Source organism: Flavobacterium sp. GCM10023249, assembly GCF_042653365.1.
Taxonomy (GTDB): Bacteria; Bacteroidota; Bacteroidia; order Flavobacteriales; family Flavobacteriaceae; genus Flavobacterium.
Genome location: NZ_JBHSHZ010000006.1, coordinates 879,442 through 897,795 on the forward strand (window position 1 = coordinate 879,442; position 18,354 = coordinate 897,795).

An 18,354-nucleotide genomic window follows, 5' to 3' on the forward strand; every position below is an offset into this window, starting at 1 on the left:
TGCCCATATTGCATGAGACAACTAAAGTTGAACTACAAACCAGTAGACATAGCGTTCTGACGACTTTGAATATCATTAGATTCTTTTTTATACATTGTTTTTAAAGTATTTACACTCTCAACCCAAATATAGGTTTGTTTTGTTTCAGCGTACGGCATCAATATACCTGTTGGATTAGAGTCTCTGTTATATCTAGAGGATAGTCCGGGTAGATGGTAAAATAATGATGTTGGTGTTTTTGTATCGGTAAGCATAAAGACCACTTTACCGCCGATTGGGTAGATACTGACTCCGCAAGAGCCAACCATTTGTTCAGTCATGTCAAATTTTGATTTAAAAATGCCTGAAATACCAAAATTATAACCGACATACCCTTTTTTTCCACCATTTGTCATGTATAAATTTCTCCCCAGAAAGGCTGCGTAAGAATCTTTCATGTCTACAGTCATTGGATGATTTGAATTGAATAAACTCCTTTTTGGGCCATATCCTTTTTTGAATTCATTAAAGACATCCATAAAACCTATCGAATTACTTCTGCGCTCAAAGCCATTTAAAACATCACTTCCAGAACTAGTCCATTGTTCATTCCCTTCATTATCAGTTATCAATGTTTGTCCTTTGTGTTCACCTTGAGTATAATGAATAAAATCGATTCCATCTTTTCGGCCTAAATCGCTTAGCCATTCAAAACTTCCGTCTTTTAATTGTCTCCATTCATCGAAAGGTGCATTTCCATCGGGATCAACAAATTTAATTGGATTATCGAAGCAAAAATTATAGGGTGACCATTGCGTCATTTTTTCTGCTAATGCATCAATATTCAGCCAGCGTCCGATTGCTGGATCATAGTTTCTTGCTCCGTGGTCATAGAAATTAAGCCCTAATTCATCCTGGAATTCCTTACCGTTGTATTTGTACTTGTTAGCCAAAGGATTTCCATTACCTGATATAATGTTATTGTATCCTTTATGTTTCATTCCGAACGGATAATAATTGTTTTCTTCCACAATTTCATTTGTAGCGTTCACCCTGCGAATACTAACGTTGTCAAACCAAACGGCACCATTTCCATTAGTGTTGTCAATACGTAAATTCAATTTGGTAATATTGGCAGGAACCGTTACTCTTTTTTCTACATATACCCAACGGTTTTTTTCATTACTTCTTATGTATTCTACATTAGTATAATAATTTGTTTCAGTAGCCGTGTTTTCAAATAAAAACATTTGCGCGATAGGGCCGTTACTGTAAATCCATCCGGAGAAAATATAATCAGTAGGCTGTGTGTTATTGATTGCTATCCAGTTGTTATTGTGTACGGCTTTTACACCGGCAACTAAGTTTTCAACTTTACCGGAGAGGTTTCCAGAACGTTTTTTTGTACTATCGTATCCGCTGATTGGTGATCCCCATGAGAACCCAGTGTTGTCCCAACCGCTGGCTGATTCAAAATCATCAAAAAAGATTTCTGTTGTGGCTCCGGTAATTGAACCATTATCATCATTGTCCGCATAGGATAATCGAACGTTTCCTAAATGATCTTTGTATTGGAAAACGTATTTATAATTCCCGGCATTATAAGTCACATAACCTTCCGGATGTGAGAAAAACTGTAAAACGGGTGTTGCTCCGGTACTGTTTTTTTCATAAATGAAATTTCCGGCGTATTGGGTTTGTATTAGGGTATTTTGTACAACTCCGTTGATAGTTTTGGGTTCCCAAACTGTTTTTGCAAGTTTGATTCCAGATGCATCATAAGTAAATTCGATTACTTTTGGGTTAGCACTGTTGGTATCTGCATTATCAAAAACAATTTTAACTGGTAAGTTCAAATGATTATAAGTGATATTGGTTATTTTCTTGTTATTGTCTACAATTATGTTTCCGTTGAAATCATAAGAGAAATCATCACCTACGGTATTGCCGTCTTTGAAGCCTTCGGATCCGTCAGGTGACAATCCGTAAGCATCGTTTACACCCATAAGCTTGTTTCCTTTATAGGTGTAATTCAGATAATCGATCCCTTTTCCATATAAAGGATTGGAAGGATTGTGGGAAAATCTGCTCATAGTGAGGATGTTACCATTCCTGTCGTACTTGCCTACATTTTCATTGTATGTGTTTAAGACCTCAATATAGGCATTATTCAGAAGACTGCGATCTAGAGAAACACTATTTGTTAAACGGTTCAGATTGTCATAACTATGGTAGTAAGACTTTAAAGAGGAAGATTCGTTATTGGTTTTCCAACTAGTTGAACTGATATTTCCGTTGTACAATGGCTGTCCTGGTGCCCCTACATAATTGTTAGGTGCGGTTTGCTCTTGGTAATTCAAATTTAACGAAAATAAGTCGTTACCCATGTTTGTTATATCATTGATATTTTTCATCCAGCCTCGGATGTTGTAATCAAAATCCACTTTCTGTAATCCCTTTTCACCAACAGTAGGGGTCTTTCCTCCGATATTTTTGGAAACTAGTTTACCTAATTGATCATAGGTGTTTTTCACTATTAGCTGTTCTGGTTGGTTGTTGATTTGCTGCGTATGTTTTAGCATACGTCCAGTATGATCATAGCTAAAAAAGTCTCTGATTAAAATTGAGTTCGATCCTTTTGTGTGGACTGTTTCTGTTTCTAATATTTTTCCGGTAAAATCCAGTTTGCTCTTCAATTTATCAATTGCACTTAAATAAGTATTGTTCGATGCCGTGAAAATAGGCTGGGCCTTTTGGTTATAATAGGTAACTTTAGTCGTCCATAGATTAGTGCCTTGTGTACGTATCTTTGTACCTGTTGTTAGTGTCCTGACATTGTCGGAAGGTAATAATCCGAAGGAGTCTTCGGGATTCATGCCGGAAAGATCAAAGTTATAATCGTCATAATAGTTTATTGCCAATACTTCTAATTCGTCATTTGTTTTAGGGAAAACATTGTTTGAGTATTGGACAGCTACCGCTGTATTTTGTGTTCCAATATTTTGTGCCACTGGCTGTTTAGTTTCATTCCAGACAGGATTTGATTGTGTATTAATCAAATTTAGAACCGCCAATCTGTTTTGTCCTGAAACTGGGTTAGTCCAAATGCCGGTGTAAGCAATCCTGTTAAAAGTATCGTATTTTGTAAACAACCATTTATTTTTGGTTCTCAGTTCGGCATCTTGAACAAGTATGGGTCTGTCAAGTGAGTCGTAAATAAAATATTCCCATCCTTTACCTGGAAGTTTTTTTTCAACGATACGCTGTCTTTCGTCATATTTGTACTGATATGCTAGTTCATCAATTGTTTGTTGGCTAATTGTTATACCTAAATTAGTTGACAAAGTACCTAGATCAATATCAAAATGGAAATAGACACCACTATTAATTGTAGCACTGCTTCCGGTAAAATAAATATCGCCGTTTTTAATGTACGCAGTATAACCTGAAGGAGTTTGTATTCCGTTAGTATAAACAGTTCCCAACTGCATATCAGGTAGTGGTGGGTTGAAATTGAGGTCTATAGCCGGTGTGGTACTATTTAAAGGCACATTTGGCCCGTCACCGTAATTATCAAAATAACCGGATAACCTGTTATTGTATAAAGTTACAGCGACTTCATTCCCTGAATTATTGGTATAGCCTGGAGTAAATGGTGAAGTTATATTGTAGTCTTCATAATATTGATCCGGCCATATCTGTTGTTCTGTTGGGTAAGTATTAACTAATGGAGGCAAAACATACGACAGATTGCCTATATCGTCATATACATAATAGGTATCATGCCATTTTCCTTTTTCATGGGTTCTTTTTAAAATCAGCCTATCTAGTTTGTCTTTAAATTCAATAGTTGTATTATCGTCCAAATGAGTTTGTGTAGGTTTCCAGTTCTCATTTTTTATGATGTTTTTGTATAGTGAATTTGCTGTATAGTATCCGCCATCTTGTGGAATACTTGCAGTAGTGACATTATATATTTTTATTTTATCAGCATCAGTGTTGAATTGACTTAAAAATTTAACGGTATTATCTAAATCACTACCTTGGACTGTTTTCCACGCGTCACCTGGCTGACCTTGTTCAAGTACGCGGTTTAGCGGTGAATCATCATATAGTTTTTCACTATAAGGGTTTAGAGTGTTTTCATACTTTGAAGTATTGTAAAAACTATTTAGATCAGTTAGGGGGTCAATATATATTTTTCCGTTAAGAACTTTATTGATATTATACGGTAAGTATACACGAGCCTGTCTTCCCAATCTGTCGTATTCTGCATGTGTAACGATATCACCAGGATTAAAATCGGATGCTATTACAGCTAGAGGTGGAGAATTTGCATTTATTTTTTGGACAATAGGATTATAGAAATATTGCTTTGTATTTAAATCCGTTGCATAATAGAAATAACTTCTGAAGTATGTTACAGATGAAGTTGTGTTCCATTTGAAATCCGTACCATCAATCACTTTATTTCCTTTTGTGTCGTATACCCCGCTGATGCCTGAATAGCCACCGGTATATGAAGCAGGATGGATGTAACCGACCATTAAATACCAAGTATCCAATTGAGGCAAATCACCATACCAGAAATAAGGATTTGTATTTGTACTACCATCTAAATTCAATACATTGCTTGTGCCATGATGGCTTAAACCGTCATTGCTTCCTGTTCTTTTTACCCAAACTGAATATCTATAAGGTACATTTTTATCGATAGTAATATTCGAAGTATTCCATCCTCCGTCTGGATCAGTATTTGGGCCATTATCACTTCCACACTCCCATATTATGGCGGTTTCATCAAACGGATTTATTCCATTTATCCTTCTGTTTTCATTTACAGTACCATTTACATTGAATGTAGGTATTGTACTGTTGCCAATTACCCAGGAATTTTCCCAGCTGATTAAATTGTCAGTTGATTTATTTTCACCACCTTGACCAATTGCAATACTTTGTTTTTCACGACCTAATCCGTCAAAATAAGTGATGGAACCTACAAAGTCATTTTTAGCAAGAGGAAGAGATGTGTCGCTTACCGGCTTGTTAAACGTACGAGTATAGATGTAATTCTCATTGCTGAAGCTAAAACAGCCGTTTTTTGTCTGTGGGGCGCATTCTGAAGGGCATGCGTCTAGATTGTTATTGGTATATCCGATAGGCCGATTGCATTGTTTTATTGGTGTTGATGCGGGATCCCCGTAACCATCGTTATCTGTATCAGCATACCAAAGAGTGTTTGGATTAATTGAAGGTTCATCATCATTACAGTCTCCATTTAACTTTACATAATTTCCGACAGGCGGTGTACATAGTTTAGTTTGTGTTGGAATACTACCAAAGCCATCATTGTCTATGTCTAAGTACCAGAATATTGGGCCTCCTATAGTATTATCAAGATCATTACAGTCTAGACTAGTTGCTACATGGTTTGGTGGAGGTAAACAAGTTTTGATAGAGGTTCTAACATTACCCCCGTAGCCATCCTGATCATCATCCAAATACCAATATTTAGGGATGTTGATATTTGGATCAAAATCATCACAATCTCCTGTCTTAGTTGAATATCCGAGTATTGCATCAATTGGCACACATGCTCTTTCTGCTGACCCCCAACCGTCCATATCATCATCGATGTATTTCGTTACACAGTCACCGTCACCAGGATCTACAATGCGTGCGGTAGGATCAATTTTACTAGTTTCCTGTCCAAAACCTATATAACAGTTGAGGATTAAAAAGGCTGTATATATAAACTTATTTTTCAATTTTGTATGCATTATTTTTTGTAATAATATTCGTTTTCTGAAAGTATGTTACCATTGTTGTCCCTTACTTCTTTTAATCTCTGAAAGTCATCATAAACATAAAAGGTAGTATTGTTTCTGGCGTCAGTCATACTTGTTACTCCAACTAAAGGATCATAAGTGTAGGTTTTTACCATTGCGTTTGGCATTGAAGCCCTTAAATCACTTAAGGCTTTTCTGAGTAATTGTTCTTTACAGTTGTTATTCCTGCAATTGTCATTATCGGCATCTGATAATGCCTGAAGGTTTGTAATGGTTGTCTGTGGAATAGATGTAAACTCTATATTCTCTATTTCGGCTATGACCTTTGATTTGTTGTATCCCCAGATATAGCAGATATGATTCCCCCCTTTTTCTGAAAATTCAAGTATTTTTCCAGTATTAATATCATTTTTATGAACGTGTTTTTTTAGTTTCATTCTTGAGTCCATTGTATTAAAATCGGGAAGTTGAGCATTGGTCCAGTTAAAATTCTGGAAATCATTGATAGGTTTGTTAATTTCCAGTTGGTACACTTTTTTAAGAGTTATCGGATTATCGATACCAAGTTGACTATTGTTGAGGCTTTCATATTCGTTATAGGTTTTGGACAATAACCAGTTATTTCTGAAATTAGAAGTTATAATAGGATTATTCAATATGTTTAAAGATTTAAGATCTACTATAGGTTGGTTTAACTGGAACATAGGGGAGTTAGGGTAATCATAATTTGTTTGATACACATCCCCTTTACTGTCTGTTTTCTTTTGCTGTAATAAAAGTCCGTTATTGTCATAACTGAATTCTTCCTTTAGATTAAGTGTGTTGTTGTTTTCAGTAAAGAATTCTTCGGTTTTTTTTAGGATATAACTACTGCTTAAATAGCGTAATGTAGTATAACCTTCACCAGGTTGGACATAGTAGGCTTTTGTAATAACGTTGTTGTTGCCGAAAGTATAGTCATTGATTTTTTCATATTTCTTCATTCCATTAGAATCGAAAATGGATTGTTTTAGTATTTTCCCAAAAGCAAAGCCAAGTTGTGTTTCATTCGGGTATGGATAATAATCGTGTAAGTTAGTGGTATAGCCCGGATCAGGATAAGCACTTGAAACAAAAGTACAAGTTGCTTTCATTCCATTTAAAGAGCTCAAAAATATGCTATTTCCGTTACTAACCAATTGGGTGTCTGATAGTTTTACTGGAAAGCTGAATTCGGTTATTTCTTTTCCATAGACACCATTCAGGAATTGTTTTTCTACTTTCTCATATCCGAAATTATTATTGTATGTAGCGTTGAATGAGTTTATTGGTGAAGATGAAACGTAATAAAGTTTAGACATGCTGGATGCTGAACCATATCTGCCTAAACCCGTGAAAGCAGGAAGCTCGCGTACTCTTCCGGTAGTTACTCCATTTTCTTCGTATTTGTAGTTTGTGATAAGTGGAATTTGATCATTGCTTTCTTTTTTTAATGTTGTTTTCATGATTCTGATCCCCGGGCCATCTACAGTTGTTCCTCTGTAAAGAAACTTATTTTGTTCATATTCCAGTAGCAATTCACCTCCGGTAGGATATGTTACCTTTTCAAGTATACCAGCTTTGCTATAATCTTTATTAGGTCTCCGGTCAGCAGCCGGGCCTATATAATCAGCCAGTCTTTTTTCCTGTCCGTTAAATACCGGTCTTGGGTATAATGAAAAAACTCCTTTGTCAATATAATCTCTTTGTTCACTTTCATACCACCATAAATTAGGCAAGAATGAAGTGGCGTTGTTGTTGTTGAAATAACCCCAATAGTCTTGTTCAAATGAGAATTTATAAGGTAGTAAGCTGTTGTTATATTGAAATTTATATTCAGAATTTACTAAATTAGAGTTTGGTTTTTTTATTGATACCTTGTTAAGATATAATCTTTTATATAGCGAATGTTCATGTGTTGGTAAATTGTTGTTGTATCCTTCGGCAATATTATATAGATATGACAAGTCGATTTCCTTAATCAATTGATTGTTTTTATCATAAACTTTTATTTTATCCAATGATTTTGTAGTAGAGATTATATTTTGGTCTGGTTTGGAATAAGTATCCTCTCTTAAATTATTATAAATAAACTCCACACGTCCCTCGGCCCAGGTTATTTTTGTTAATTTGGGTAGAATAATTTTTTCAAGTTTGTTATTCGAAACGAGACCTCCCGTAGTACCACCATATAGTCCTCTATTAATGCTGGTGTTGGATAATTGGAATTGTGAATCATTTTCATATGTAAAAAGGATTTTGCTTTTACCTAAAGTTTCTATTTCGCTCAAATGCCATGCTTTTGGCCATAAACGATTCATGATTGAGAATGTTTCCTGGGTCATTGTGGCAGTACAAGCAGCAGCAGCATAAGCGTCAGTAAAACTATAACCTGCCGGTAAAAATGTGTTATTGCCAATTGGAGTGGTATAAGCTTTGGTTGCTATACCGCTTGTTGAACCGGAAGCAGCATTGTCTCTTTGAAATCTTAAATACTCAATATCTTTAAAACTGTATCTTATTCCGTTACCATCAGTAACCAGAAAATTTTTAATTCCATTATAAGTATCTTCAATAAGCCAGTTGACTTTCGTTGTAGTATTGTTCTCGATGAAGCTAACTTTTTGATTAATACCGCTCAAAAAGAAACTTTCTCCTTTTTTATTGGGAAGAAAAATATTGAAATAATCTGGTGCAAAATCATTTGTTCCATTACCCATACCTTCGTTGAATAAGCGAAGTTCTGAACTTAATGTACCACCATTTTCGTGCCAGTTTAGTACTGTTTCAATTTTTGGTTTAGAATATATCCAGCCGACATCTGTATACGTTTTTGCAGCCATACAAACTGTTTCTATATATTGAGGTTGTCCGGGCATAGCGCCGTAAAGTGGATTGTATGTTGTTATTATCGTAGGGATATAACCGACATTGTATTTCATATCATCCGGTGTTCCTATTTGATTTCTTGATATCATCCCTCCAGCAACTAAAGACCAAGATTGTCCGGTAGGATTTGCTATTTCCTCAACTTTGACTCCCGAGGAATCATATTGGAGGTATATTGGTATTTTAACGCCATCATATACGACATCATATATAGGTATTTTTAGATCAATTGTTCCGTTGAATTCATTGATTTCCGTATTTAGAATTTTTTCGAGTTTTGATGTAGAGGGCGAATTCGGAATTACCGAGTTTTGTAGTGAAGTTTGAGCAAAAAAAGAGCTACTGCCACATATTGACAACATACCTAAAAGTATGTTTTTTCTTGAAGAAAAAACATACATCAAAGTTTTTAAATTCATTTTTTTATTAATGTAAGGGGATTAAAAGAAATGACTTAAGTCATTTGATAAAGTTTTAAAATTGAGTGCAAAATTAATTAAAAAGTTGTTAGATTTCATTGCTTTTTTAGCTAAATCCCAGATAAATTTAACAAAAACCAGAATGTAATGCTTTATTTTTTTATAGGTTGTTGAAAATTAATCTGTTGATAAAATGGAGGTGTTGTTTTTATAGTGCCCTTATGTTGATTTGATTGATGATTTTAATCTATTTAACTAAAAAAATGACTGAAAGTTGGTGTTGGGGCTCTACAGTAGTCGCTGTAGCTTAATATTAACTCTTATCAGAAAATATGCAGCGCAAAGTAATAGTTATTCCCAACGTAGCATATAAGACCGGTCTATGGTTCCTGCTTTTGTTGGTTTTAAAATCAGTATCAGAAGCAACAGGATGATATAGCGGCCCCAATGGAAAGGTAAATACTACGATTGTCTATATAGAGTTCCTTTTTGATTTCCTTTCGGTCGTTTCAGCAGGTATTGACCGCGGGCTTAATTTAGTTCAGAGTTGGATTTAGTGTTTATTGTTTCCAAATTTAGACGTAAAAAATGACGATGATAAACAGATCCTTTACGAAAGTATTTTTTTTGTTTTGGTATGTCCTGTATAAATTATGTAGGCTGTTTTAGATTCAAAAAAGTAATAGATGCCATTCCGCCATCTGAGATGAAATCGCTACGTAAAGTCCCCAACTTCAAGTTATAAAAATACCATAACAGCAATGTTGTGGTTTTTTTGATACTTTTATGGAAGTTATAGAGTAACGAAACTAAAGAATATCCAACATTTTTTCTGTGCTTACGAGTCACCCAAATCCCTTTGTTTTCATGGGCTCTAAGAGGTAACCTTGTACCGAATTCATAAATCACAACCCGGAATTTATGAATTCGGGAGTGATTCATTTGCAATACTGTACAACGCCCTATAGATTTGTCTCATCAGTTTTAGTCAAAAACCCAACGGTTGTTTTCATTTTTTTTCTCGTTGGGTTTTAAGTTCAATAAAGAAATAATATTATCTGATCAGTAATTGCGGTTTTTGTACTCCAAAGAAAAAGTGCAATAGGAGGGATCTTGTATGCCGAAATAGAAGAAGAAACTGTTTTATTCGAAACCGGTGGATAAATCAGTAAACCGAGAGAACCGGTCATAAAAAACAGCCAAACCTTTAAAAATGTTTTCGAAGACACAAAGGAATGACTGTTGTTAATCTAATAAAAAACAAAACTATGAAAAATTCAGACGTATTGAAAGGTTTATCTATCGAAGAGTTGCAGGTGAGAAATGAATTCACTGCTATTGTGGAAGAAGATAGCGGATGTTGTGCTTCAAAATGTGACATCACCGTTGGAGATGTAGGTCTATAGTATGCTTTAATGATCAGGGAAGATGTATCATTTTCCCTGATTGTTTTTATGCTGATTAGTGCTATTATGAATCAAATAAAAGGATTATGAAAAACAGCTATTTAACACCTTTTACAATAGAAGAACTGGAACAAAGAAAAGAGTTTGTAGCAGTGGACGGATTGGTTTCCTGTGCATTTAATAAATGCTTTAACGCTCCAATGGAAGATTCTTATCTCTAATGTAAGAAAATTGGACCAGCTTTGAATTATGAAAAACAATATAATGTACAACGAAATTGAAATAGTAAGCACCGACTTTGAGAATAAGTATTTGGTCCGGTTATATGATAAGTCCATGCACGTCGGATTTATGATTAAGGATATCATTGAATTTCTCAAAGAAGGAAAAGCAAGTGATGAAATGCAAATGCATTTTAAGGAAAGGTACGGTTTGTTTGTGGATAGAAAAACAATAGACGATGTCATAGAAAATAAAATCAATCCGTTCGTAATCAAACAGGATACGGCCTCTTTTCATAAAATAGTGCCGCTGTTTAATCCTTCGGTGGTCCGTGTTCCAAATGTTATTTTGGAGGCGTTCAGCGCTTATTTTTTTTACGGAATGGGTGTGTTCGTACTGCTTATCAATGCTTATTTCTATACTACTTCAATGAAATTGCATTTCAATTCCACTTCAGAAACGATTTTAGGTGGTGTGCTACTTTTTTTGGTTGTGGTGGTTCATGAGTGGGGACATAGCCTCGCAGCGAGAAGATACGGTACGGAAGTGAAAGAAATCGGTCTGGGGTGGTATTTGGTTTTTCCGGTATTTTATGTAGATCTCAATGAAATATGGAAATTAAACGCTTCCAAAAGAATCATCATCAATCTTGCCGGTATCTACCTACAGCTTTTTTGCGGTGTAGCCCTCCTGGTATTGTCAATGTGGATCGATACATTGAAAGGGGTGTTTCTAACGGTATTTTGTATCAATTTCTCCATTGTGATTCTCAATCTGAATCCGTTCCTGAAATTCGATGGGTATTGGGTACTCTCGGATTTGCTGCAAGGAAAAGATTTGTATAAAGTGTCTAATGCAATGGTTCAAAAATGGATGCGTTTTCGAAAAACGGAGGAAGGAATAGTAATGACGATATACACGGTGTTGAGGTCTGTTTTTGTTCTTTTCATCACCCTTACGTTTCTACGCTTCTTGTGGCAAAAAAGTGGCCAACTGTATGCGTCCGGAGAAGTGGATTCGTCATGTATTTTTATTCTGCTGGTGCTGACGTTGTTTTTGTATAGGATTGTTAAAAAAAGAAAATTGAAAGCCAATGAAAACATTATATAAAACAATCAAAGAAAGGATTTTCAATCCAACAGAAGCAGAACGAAAAAAGGCCAGTTACAATCTGGCTTTGTTTTCTGCAAATATCAAACGGTTTTTGCCTTTTGTGCCTGCTTCAGATTATGAAGAATTGTATAAGAAAGTAATCTATTACCAAAAAATATCGGGTCGGGAACAAGCCGATACAACCTACCTGAGAAAGTCAAGAATTATAGACGAAACTACTTTTGGAGTCGCTTCTGCATCAGTTCAGGACAATACCATATTTGCTACCTTTCATTTGGGGTCGTACCGCTTGATGAATTGTTATCTCTATGAACTGGGGTATAAAATTGTATTGATCATTGATGATAGCGTGTTTCAAAAACAGCAAGAGGAAATGCTTAGGGTTTGTGAAGAGGTTTTGCAAAGCAAAACGACTTCCGATATGGTTATTTTAAACATTAAAGACAGAAAATCCATTTTCAAATTAAAACAATTAATCGCAGATGGCTATGTAATGTCGGTATACTTGGATGGTAATTCGGCAATGGTTGATACGCAACAGGATTTTTCCAAAAGCTATATTGGGATTAACTTTTTCAAGAACCAAATATTCGTGAAAAACGGAGTGGGTAAACTAGCGGCCTTATTGCAAGCTCAAATTGTACCAGTAGTCTCTTTTCGGGATGAACCAGAGAGTAGTACTTTGGAGTTTTACCGTGAAATACGACAAGAAGATTTCGAGAATAAAGAGGATTTTGCGGTACAATCCATTGCAACCGCGTACCAAAAATTAGAAGAACGATTGATCCATTATCCGGAACAGTGGGAATGCTGGTTGTATATCCATAAATGGTTTATGCGAGATACTATAGCAACGTACAGTACTCCGGATAGAATTGAAGGGTATTTTAATAAAGAACGATATACTACCTTTAGCCTCGGTGATGCTCCATTTTTATTTGATCTCATCGATTACCAGTCCTATCCAATTGACCAAGAATTATATGAAGCGCTACATGAAAATACCTTTGACACCATCAGTTTAGACACAATGCGGGAGCTACTAAGCAAAAACATAATTGTCTGAGAACAGCTACATGCGTTTTGTCTTCTAAAAGCGGTTCCAATTCACTAAAAAACAATTCAAATCGATTACTAATGCACAATTTTAAATTACCCTATGTATTTCTCGTATTACTTTTTTGTTCTTTTTCCTATGCTCAAGGGAATAAGATAGTTATAACAACGCAATTGGAGTTAGAAGACAAAGCATGTGATCAGGATACAACCCATATTCGAAACATAGACATTCAACTGTGGTACAATGGTTCTTTTGTTTCCGTTAAAAAGTTTGAAACGAATCACTGCAGCAACTCTTATGTTGTGACTAAAATGAATGGGAAGTTTAAAGCGTCCATTGGTTCAGAAGGGTATCTGCCTTCCGATTTGAATTTTGAAATTAATCCAGCTACTAAAGATACGGTGTATCTCAAACTCAAATTGTATAGAGCAGGTAATTTGAAAACATTGGATGAAGTTGCAGTGAAGAGTACTGTTAGTCCGGTCAAGATTGAAGGAAATAAAACATCGTATTCTGTTCAAAGTAATGATGCACTCAATAACGGTACTGCGCTGGAGTCGATCAAGAAGTTACCGGGAGTAATGACAGATTTTAATGGGAACATCAGCCTTAAAGGAAAAGCGGTAACCGTTTATATAGATGGACTACCGGTTAATATGACAGGTCAGGATTTATCGAATTACCTCAATAGCTTGTCATCGTCTTCTGTATCCAAAATTGAAATTATTAACAATCCTGGAGCCAGTTATGAAGCAGGCACTTCGTCGGATGTGATTAATGTAGTAACGAAGATGAAAAATCAGAAAGGAATCAATGGAACATTGTATTCGGCTGTAACAGTGTATAAAATGGATAAATATGAGAATTCGGTAAGTTTAAATGGGTTGTATAAAAAAATCAATTGGAGTGCAAGCTTGGGTTACAATGATGTAGATAGTCAGAATGGAATGAACAAATTGATCAAAGAAAAGCAAAATGATAATTTCATTTCTGATAATGGTAGTAACGATGTAAATCAAAAACCATTGAACTTACGATTGGGGATGGGGTATTCTAAGAGTAATTGGAATTTAGATATGAAGTATTCGTTTGCAGGTATTAATCAAAAGACAATTTCCAATTCGACTTTTATGGGAGAGGAGAACGGAACCCTAATCAACCAAACGAGTCAGGGTAAACAGGATTTGGACAGTAAGCGAAATGAACTCACTACAACCTTGGTGTATAAATTTAAAAATACCGACAAGTCGTTGAAATTGAATTATCAGTATTTCAATTTTGATAGGAATAGTAATTCTTTAAATGAGTCGGTACTGAATTCTACCAACTATAGCAACGAAAATGAAAATGCGTTCAATTCCAAGGTGAATAGAGTTAAATTGGATTTGGTGCTTCCTTATGAAAAATTAAAGTTCAGTACGGGCTTAAAATATGCGAATTCTGATGTGGTTTCTCAAGGTGTATACCAAAATAGCCTGAATAATTCAACCAATTCGATTTGGTTCGATTATAAAGATTATTCTTTGGCTGCTTATACAGAGTTCTTTAAGAAAATCAATAAGTTCGATATTACCCTAGGAATGCGTTATGAGTATCTAAGAATGAACAGTAAATTGGAGCCTTCTCTGGATTTAGAAAAGAGTTTTAGTAATTTCTTTCCAAGTTTTAATCTGGGTTATCATTGGAATTCATTTACTGATATTAATTTTTCGTATTCCAAAAAGGTAAGATTACCGGGATATCAAGAGTTGGATCCGAATTCTGGGGGAATTATCAATAATTTGGCAGGTGATGCGGGTAATCCTTTATTGCAACCTAGTTTTTATGATAACGCAGAATTGAAATTCAGCTTTTTTAAATATATGGATTTGAGTTTTTCCTATTCTAAGGCCAAAACGGATAACTTTTTAGTATTCAATAAAACTGACGAAACCTACCAACAAACCACTGAGCAATTTAATAATGTAAGAACATTCAATGCCGGATTAGGTATTCCCATTCCTTTGGGAATAATCACGAAAGGGATTGGTTACTTGAAAGAGATTAAAAGCATTAATGAAATTAACTATTTGTATCTATTCGGAGGAATAAATAACACCTCTTATGAAAAATCGGGTTACGATAATGATTTTAAAAGTATCCAATTTGTTGGTGCTTATGCTCAGTTTTTAGCACCCTACCAAATAAAGGCCAATCTCCAGCATTCGTATTCATCTCCAGGAAATTTTACTATTTACAATGTTGAGAAGGCGTATCATAAACTTGATCTGACGCTTACGCGTTCATTTTTTAAGAATAGTACTAAAGTCCAATTTTCCTATAATGATCTATTGGGTACAGGAATGAAACGCTATGCTTTGTTTGCCAACAATACTTTGAATGCAAACGTGATGCTTCGCAACGATTCTCAAAGAGTTAAGTTCTCTCTGACCTATAGTTTCGGAAGTTATAAGCCAGCCAGTGAAAAGAAAGAAGAAAATGAAGACCGAGAAAATAGAAAAAATTCATTGGATGTAAAATTATAAGGCTTCTTTATGTTGCAAACAAGAGAATAATTAATCGCCATGTTGACTCTATACAAAGCCACAATAACAGGAGAAGCCTTTTTAATCCAATGAATAAGTTACCAATGCCCCTAAGTGTCATAAAGTTTTGAAACGTTGGTTTCCTTACTTTGAGCTATAGTGGAATAAGAGCTGCAATTTGTGTTGCAGCTTTTTTTATTGACTACTTGTTCTAATTGTGAAGAAGAGGAGTGGTGTATTTTAAGTTTCTGATTTTTAATTATTTCCCTGTGGAAATTATGTAACACATACGCTCTATTTTATAACAGCACTGGGTATTGGTTGACTAATTTTACAACATGCAATCGAGTGGAAGACCTGTAAAGTAATCTATTTAGAAACAAGGAATACTGCCTAATGGTTCAAAACAAATTGGTTTTTTAGGATTGCACAAAAGATAGTATTAACTAAAATTCAATACCATGAAAACATCAATTTTAAAAACAGTAGTGCTTTTTATTTTTAGTGCTATTTCAGTTTCAGCGTATTCTTCGGAAGTGACTACAGATCCCGTGAATACGGCAAAGGTTGTAATGTCAGAGGATGTTAGAGGTGAACAGTTACTTAGTCGTTTGAAGGAAATAAAGGCAATTAAAAAATCAGAACTCTCCCGTGAAGAAAGAAAGGCGCTACGTAAAGAAGTAAAAGCTATTAAAAAAGAATTGGCAGCAGATCATAAAGGGATTTATCTTTCTTTCGGTGCGGCTATTATTGTTTTATTATTGCTGATTCTAATTTTATAATAACAAATCATACAAAATGATTGTTTACCATTTATAGTGATTGGGATTGCTGAGGTTATAATCAGAAATGCAATACCATCTTTCTTAAAGATAACTTAAGTGAGGGAAACAGTGAATTAATTGAATTGGTTGAAGCGTCTAATGCAGATCAATAATTCGAGTGCTAGGTTCTTTTATTTTTTTTAAGCAGAATGTCTGATTGTCAAAGTATTTAAATTATGAGAATGGTTTCTTACGAATGTTTCTTTTTTCCCTAAAAACCAAAAAATTAATTGTATTTTTACCTGAATTAATTTGTATAGTCATTTTTTTCGATTAATATTGCGGAAGAAATATTTATAAGCAATTAGTTAAAATTAATTGCTTTTGGAATACATTTTTTTATATTTTTACAAACATGAAGATTGCTCCAAAAATCACTAACCTAATGATACTTGCTTTGTCAGTGTCATTTTCTACTTATGCAGCGCCACCCGCAGGGGGGCCACCGCCGCCTACACCACCTCCACCAGTTGGATTGCCAATTAATGAAGGAGTGTTGTTTTTACTGGCTGCAGGATTGCTGTATGGAGTTTACTTTATACGTAAGAATAGTAAGGTAGATACAATACGATAATTATTTACATAGAGTTATAAAAAAGTCCCAAACTAATTGGGACTTTTTCTTTTATAAGTGTTTTGCAATAGCGTTAGCCAAATCCTGAAATTCTTCAGGGGTAAGTTTTACTTTGTTGTGGAATCGAGCATCATCCATCATGTTCAATGGAATTAAATGTACATGTGCATGAGGTACTTCCAGGCCAATGACAGTCATGCCAATTCTCTTGCAGGGTACTGTTTTTTCCAAAGCTATGGCTACCTTCTTGGAGAAAGCCATTAAGCCCAAGTAGGCTTCATCTTCCATGTCAAAAATCTTATCGATTTCCTGCTTAGGTATGCACAATACATGTCCTTTCACATTGGGGTTCACATCCAAGAAAGCCAAATAGTTTTGGTCTTCTGTTATTTTGTAACAAGGAATTTCCCCGTTTACTATTTTAGTGAATATTGAGGCCATAGTTTTTTGGATTAGTCTCTGGTGATTTCTAATACTTCAAATTTCAAGATGCCATTAGGTACTTGGATTTCTGCAATTTCCCCAACCGATTTTCCTAAAAGGCCTTTTCCAATTGGAGAGGTTACTGAAATTTTATTTTTTTTCAGGTCTGCTTCGCTTTCAGCAACCAATTGGTAAGACAAAGTCATGCCATTGGTTTGGTTTTTGATTTTTACGTGTGATAACACCAATGCTTTTGAAGTGTCTAATTGAGATTCGTCAATCAAACGGGCATTAGCATATAGTTCTTCCATTTTAGAGATTTTCATCTCTAATAATCCTTGTGCTTCTTTTGCAGCGTCGTATTCTGCGTTTTCTGATAAGTCTCCTTTGTCTCTAGCTTCAGCTATAGCCTGTGAAGCTTTTGGACGTTCAATATTTTTAAGTTGATCTAACTCGTCTTTTAGTTTTTTTAATCCTGCGGCTGTGTAATAAGATACTGTGCTCATAACGTCATTATTTATATAAATAGAAAAAATCCCATCGCGACGGGATTTCTTTATACAAAGATACTATTTTTTTTCAGTTTATAATTTATTTGTTTGTTTGTGCGTTATACAAATGTAAATAAATTAAATTTGTTCTGAACAAGTTTATACAATTAAATGAAGAAGATTTTAATCCTCCTGTGTCTTGTGTTTTTTTCGTGTAGTCCAGATGGAGCGAATAATGGAAATCCGCACTTGCCGAATGTTGGTTTTTCGAAAGAGATCAATACCAATTTTCCCGCTTACAACTCGTTAAAGTTTGTGAGTAATCCTATAATTATTACCGATGTAGGTGTTGGTGTGAAAGGGATTGTAGTGATGAAAGTGGGTGAGGGTGTTTATAACGCTTTTGAGGTGAGTTGTCCCAGCCACGAGCCAAGTAGCTGTTCTCAGATGGCTATTAACGGAATCAATGTGAAATGCTCATGTGAAAATTATGAGTACAGTTTGTATTCCGGAGCTGCTGTCAATGGCGGAACCTATCCACTAAAATACTATCGTACTGAGGTTATGGGTGACATCATTCGAGTGTACAATTAAAAAAGGAGCCAATTGGCTCCTTTTTAAT

Annotated in this window: 13 protein-coding genes; 8 read left to right on the top strand and 5 right to left on the bottom strand. The window is 35.1% G+C overall.

The window, feature by feature from the left end:
• Positions 1-32 precede the first annotated feature (32 nt).
• The 3 genes from ACFO7M_RS05425 to ACFO7M_RS05435 all read right to left on the bottom strand — a co-directional run bounded on the left by ACFO7M_RS05425 (position 33) and on the right by ACFO7M_RS05435 (position 10,036).
• Entirely contained in the window at positions 33-5,759 is a 5,727-nt protein-coding gene (locus ACFO7M_RS05425; RefSeq protein WP_379734449.1) for a DUF6443 domain-containing protein, read from the bottom strand.
• The gene (locus ACFO7M_RS05430; RefSeq protein ID WP_379734451.1) at positions 5,759-9,094 is read right to left on the bottom strand and encodes a hypothetical protein; all 3,336 of its coding nucleotides are present in this window, start codon (positions 9,092-9,094) and stop codon (positions 5,759-5,761) included. Before ACFO7M_RS05430 ends, ACFO7M_RS05425 begins: the two co-directional genes overlap by 1 nt.
• Positions 9,095-9,745: 651 nt before the next feature.
• A complete protein-coding gene (locus ACFO7M_RS05435) occupies positions 9,746-10,036 on the bottom strand; it encodes a hypothetical protein (RefSeq protein ID WP_379734453.1) in 291 nt (96 codons plus the stop codon).
• 326 nt (positions 10,037-10,362) lie between these two features.
• Between ACFO7M_RS05435 and ACFO7M_RS05440 the strand changes: the two genes are divergently transcribed.
• The 7 genes from ACFO7M_RS05440 (at position 10,363) to ACFO7M_RS05470 (ending at position 16,818) form a co-directional block, all read left to right on the top strand.
• Entirely contained in the window at positions 10,363-10,500 is a 138-nt protein-coding gene (locus tag ACFO7M_RS05440) for a hypothetical protein (RefSeq protein WP_379734455.1), read from the top strand.
• An 86-nt stretch (positions 10,501-10,586) separates the two neighbouring features.
• Positions 10,587-10,721, top strand: coding sequence for a hypothetical protein (locus ACFO7M_RS05445; RefSeq protein WP_379734457.1), 135 nt, complete (start codon positions 10,587-10,589; stop codon positions 10,719-10,721).
• Positions 10,722-10,749: 28 nt separating this feature from the next.
• Complete coding sequence (locus tag ACFO7M_RS05450; protein ID WP_379734458.1) at positions 10,750-11,832, top strand: site-2 protease family protein; 1,083 nt, start codon at positions 10,750-10,752, stop codon at positions 11,830-11,832.
• Positions 11,816-12,901 (top strand): hypothetical protein, encoded by a 1,086-nt coding sequence (locus ACFO7M_RS05455; protein WP_379734459.1) that lies wholly within the window; start codon positions 11,816-11,818, stop codon positions 12,899-12,901. The genes ACFO7M_RS05450 and ACFO7M_RS05455 overlap by 17 nt, the downstream gene beginning before the upstream one ends.
• Before the next feature lie 71 nt (positions 12,902-12,972).
• Positions 12,973-15,420, top strand: coding sequence for a TonB-dependent receptor domain-containing protein (locus ACFO7M_RS05460; protein WP_379734461.1), 2,448 nt, complete (start codon positions 12,973-12,975; stop codon positions 15,418-15,420).
• 461 nt (positions 15,421-15,881) lie between these two features.
• Entirely contained in the window at positions 15,882-16,202 is a 321-nt protein-coding gene (locus ACFO7M_RS05465; RefSeq protein WP_379717300.1) for a hypothetical protein, read from the top strand.
• A gap of 397 nt (positions 16,203-16,599) precedes the next feature.
• A complete protein-coding gene (locus tag ACFO7M_RS05470) occupies positions 16,600-16,818 on the top strand; it encodes a PID-CTERM protein-sorting domain-containing protein (RefSeq protein ID WP_379717298.1) in 219 nt (72 codons plus the stop codon).
• A 51-nt stretch (positions 16,819-16,869) separates the two neighbouring features.
• On the opposite strand, the gene ACFO7M_RS05475 is transcribed toward ACFO7M_RS05470, so the two are convergent.
• On the bottom strand, positions 16,870-17,259 hold the full coding sequence (locus ACFO7M_RS05475) for an HIT family protein (RefSeq protein WP_379717296.1): 390 nt from the start codon (positions 17,257-17,259) through the stop codon (positions 16,870-16,872).
• Between the two features lie 11 nt (positions 17,260-17,270).
• Entirely contained in the window at positions 17,271-17,747 is a 477-nt protein-coding gene (gene greA / locus ACFO7M_RS05480; protein ID WP_379717294.1) for a transcription elongation factor GreA, read from the bottom strand.
• A gap of 156 nt (positions 17,748-17,903) precedes the next feature.
• Between greA and ACFO7M_RS05485 the strand changes: the two genes are divergently transcribed.
• Positions 17,904-18,326, top strand: coding sequence for a Rieske (2Fe-2S) protein (locus ACFO7M_RS05485; RefSeq protein WP_379734462.1), 423 nt, complete (start codon positions 17,904-17,906; stop codon positions 18,324-18,326).
• Positions 18,327-18,354 lie beyond the last annotated feature (28 nt).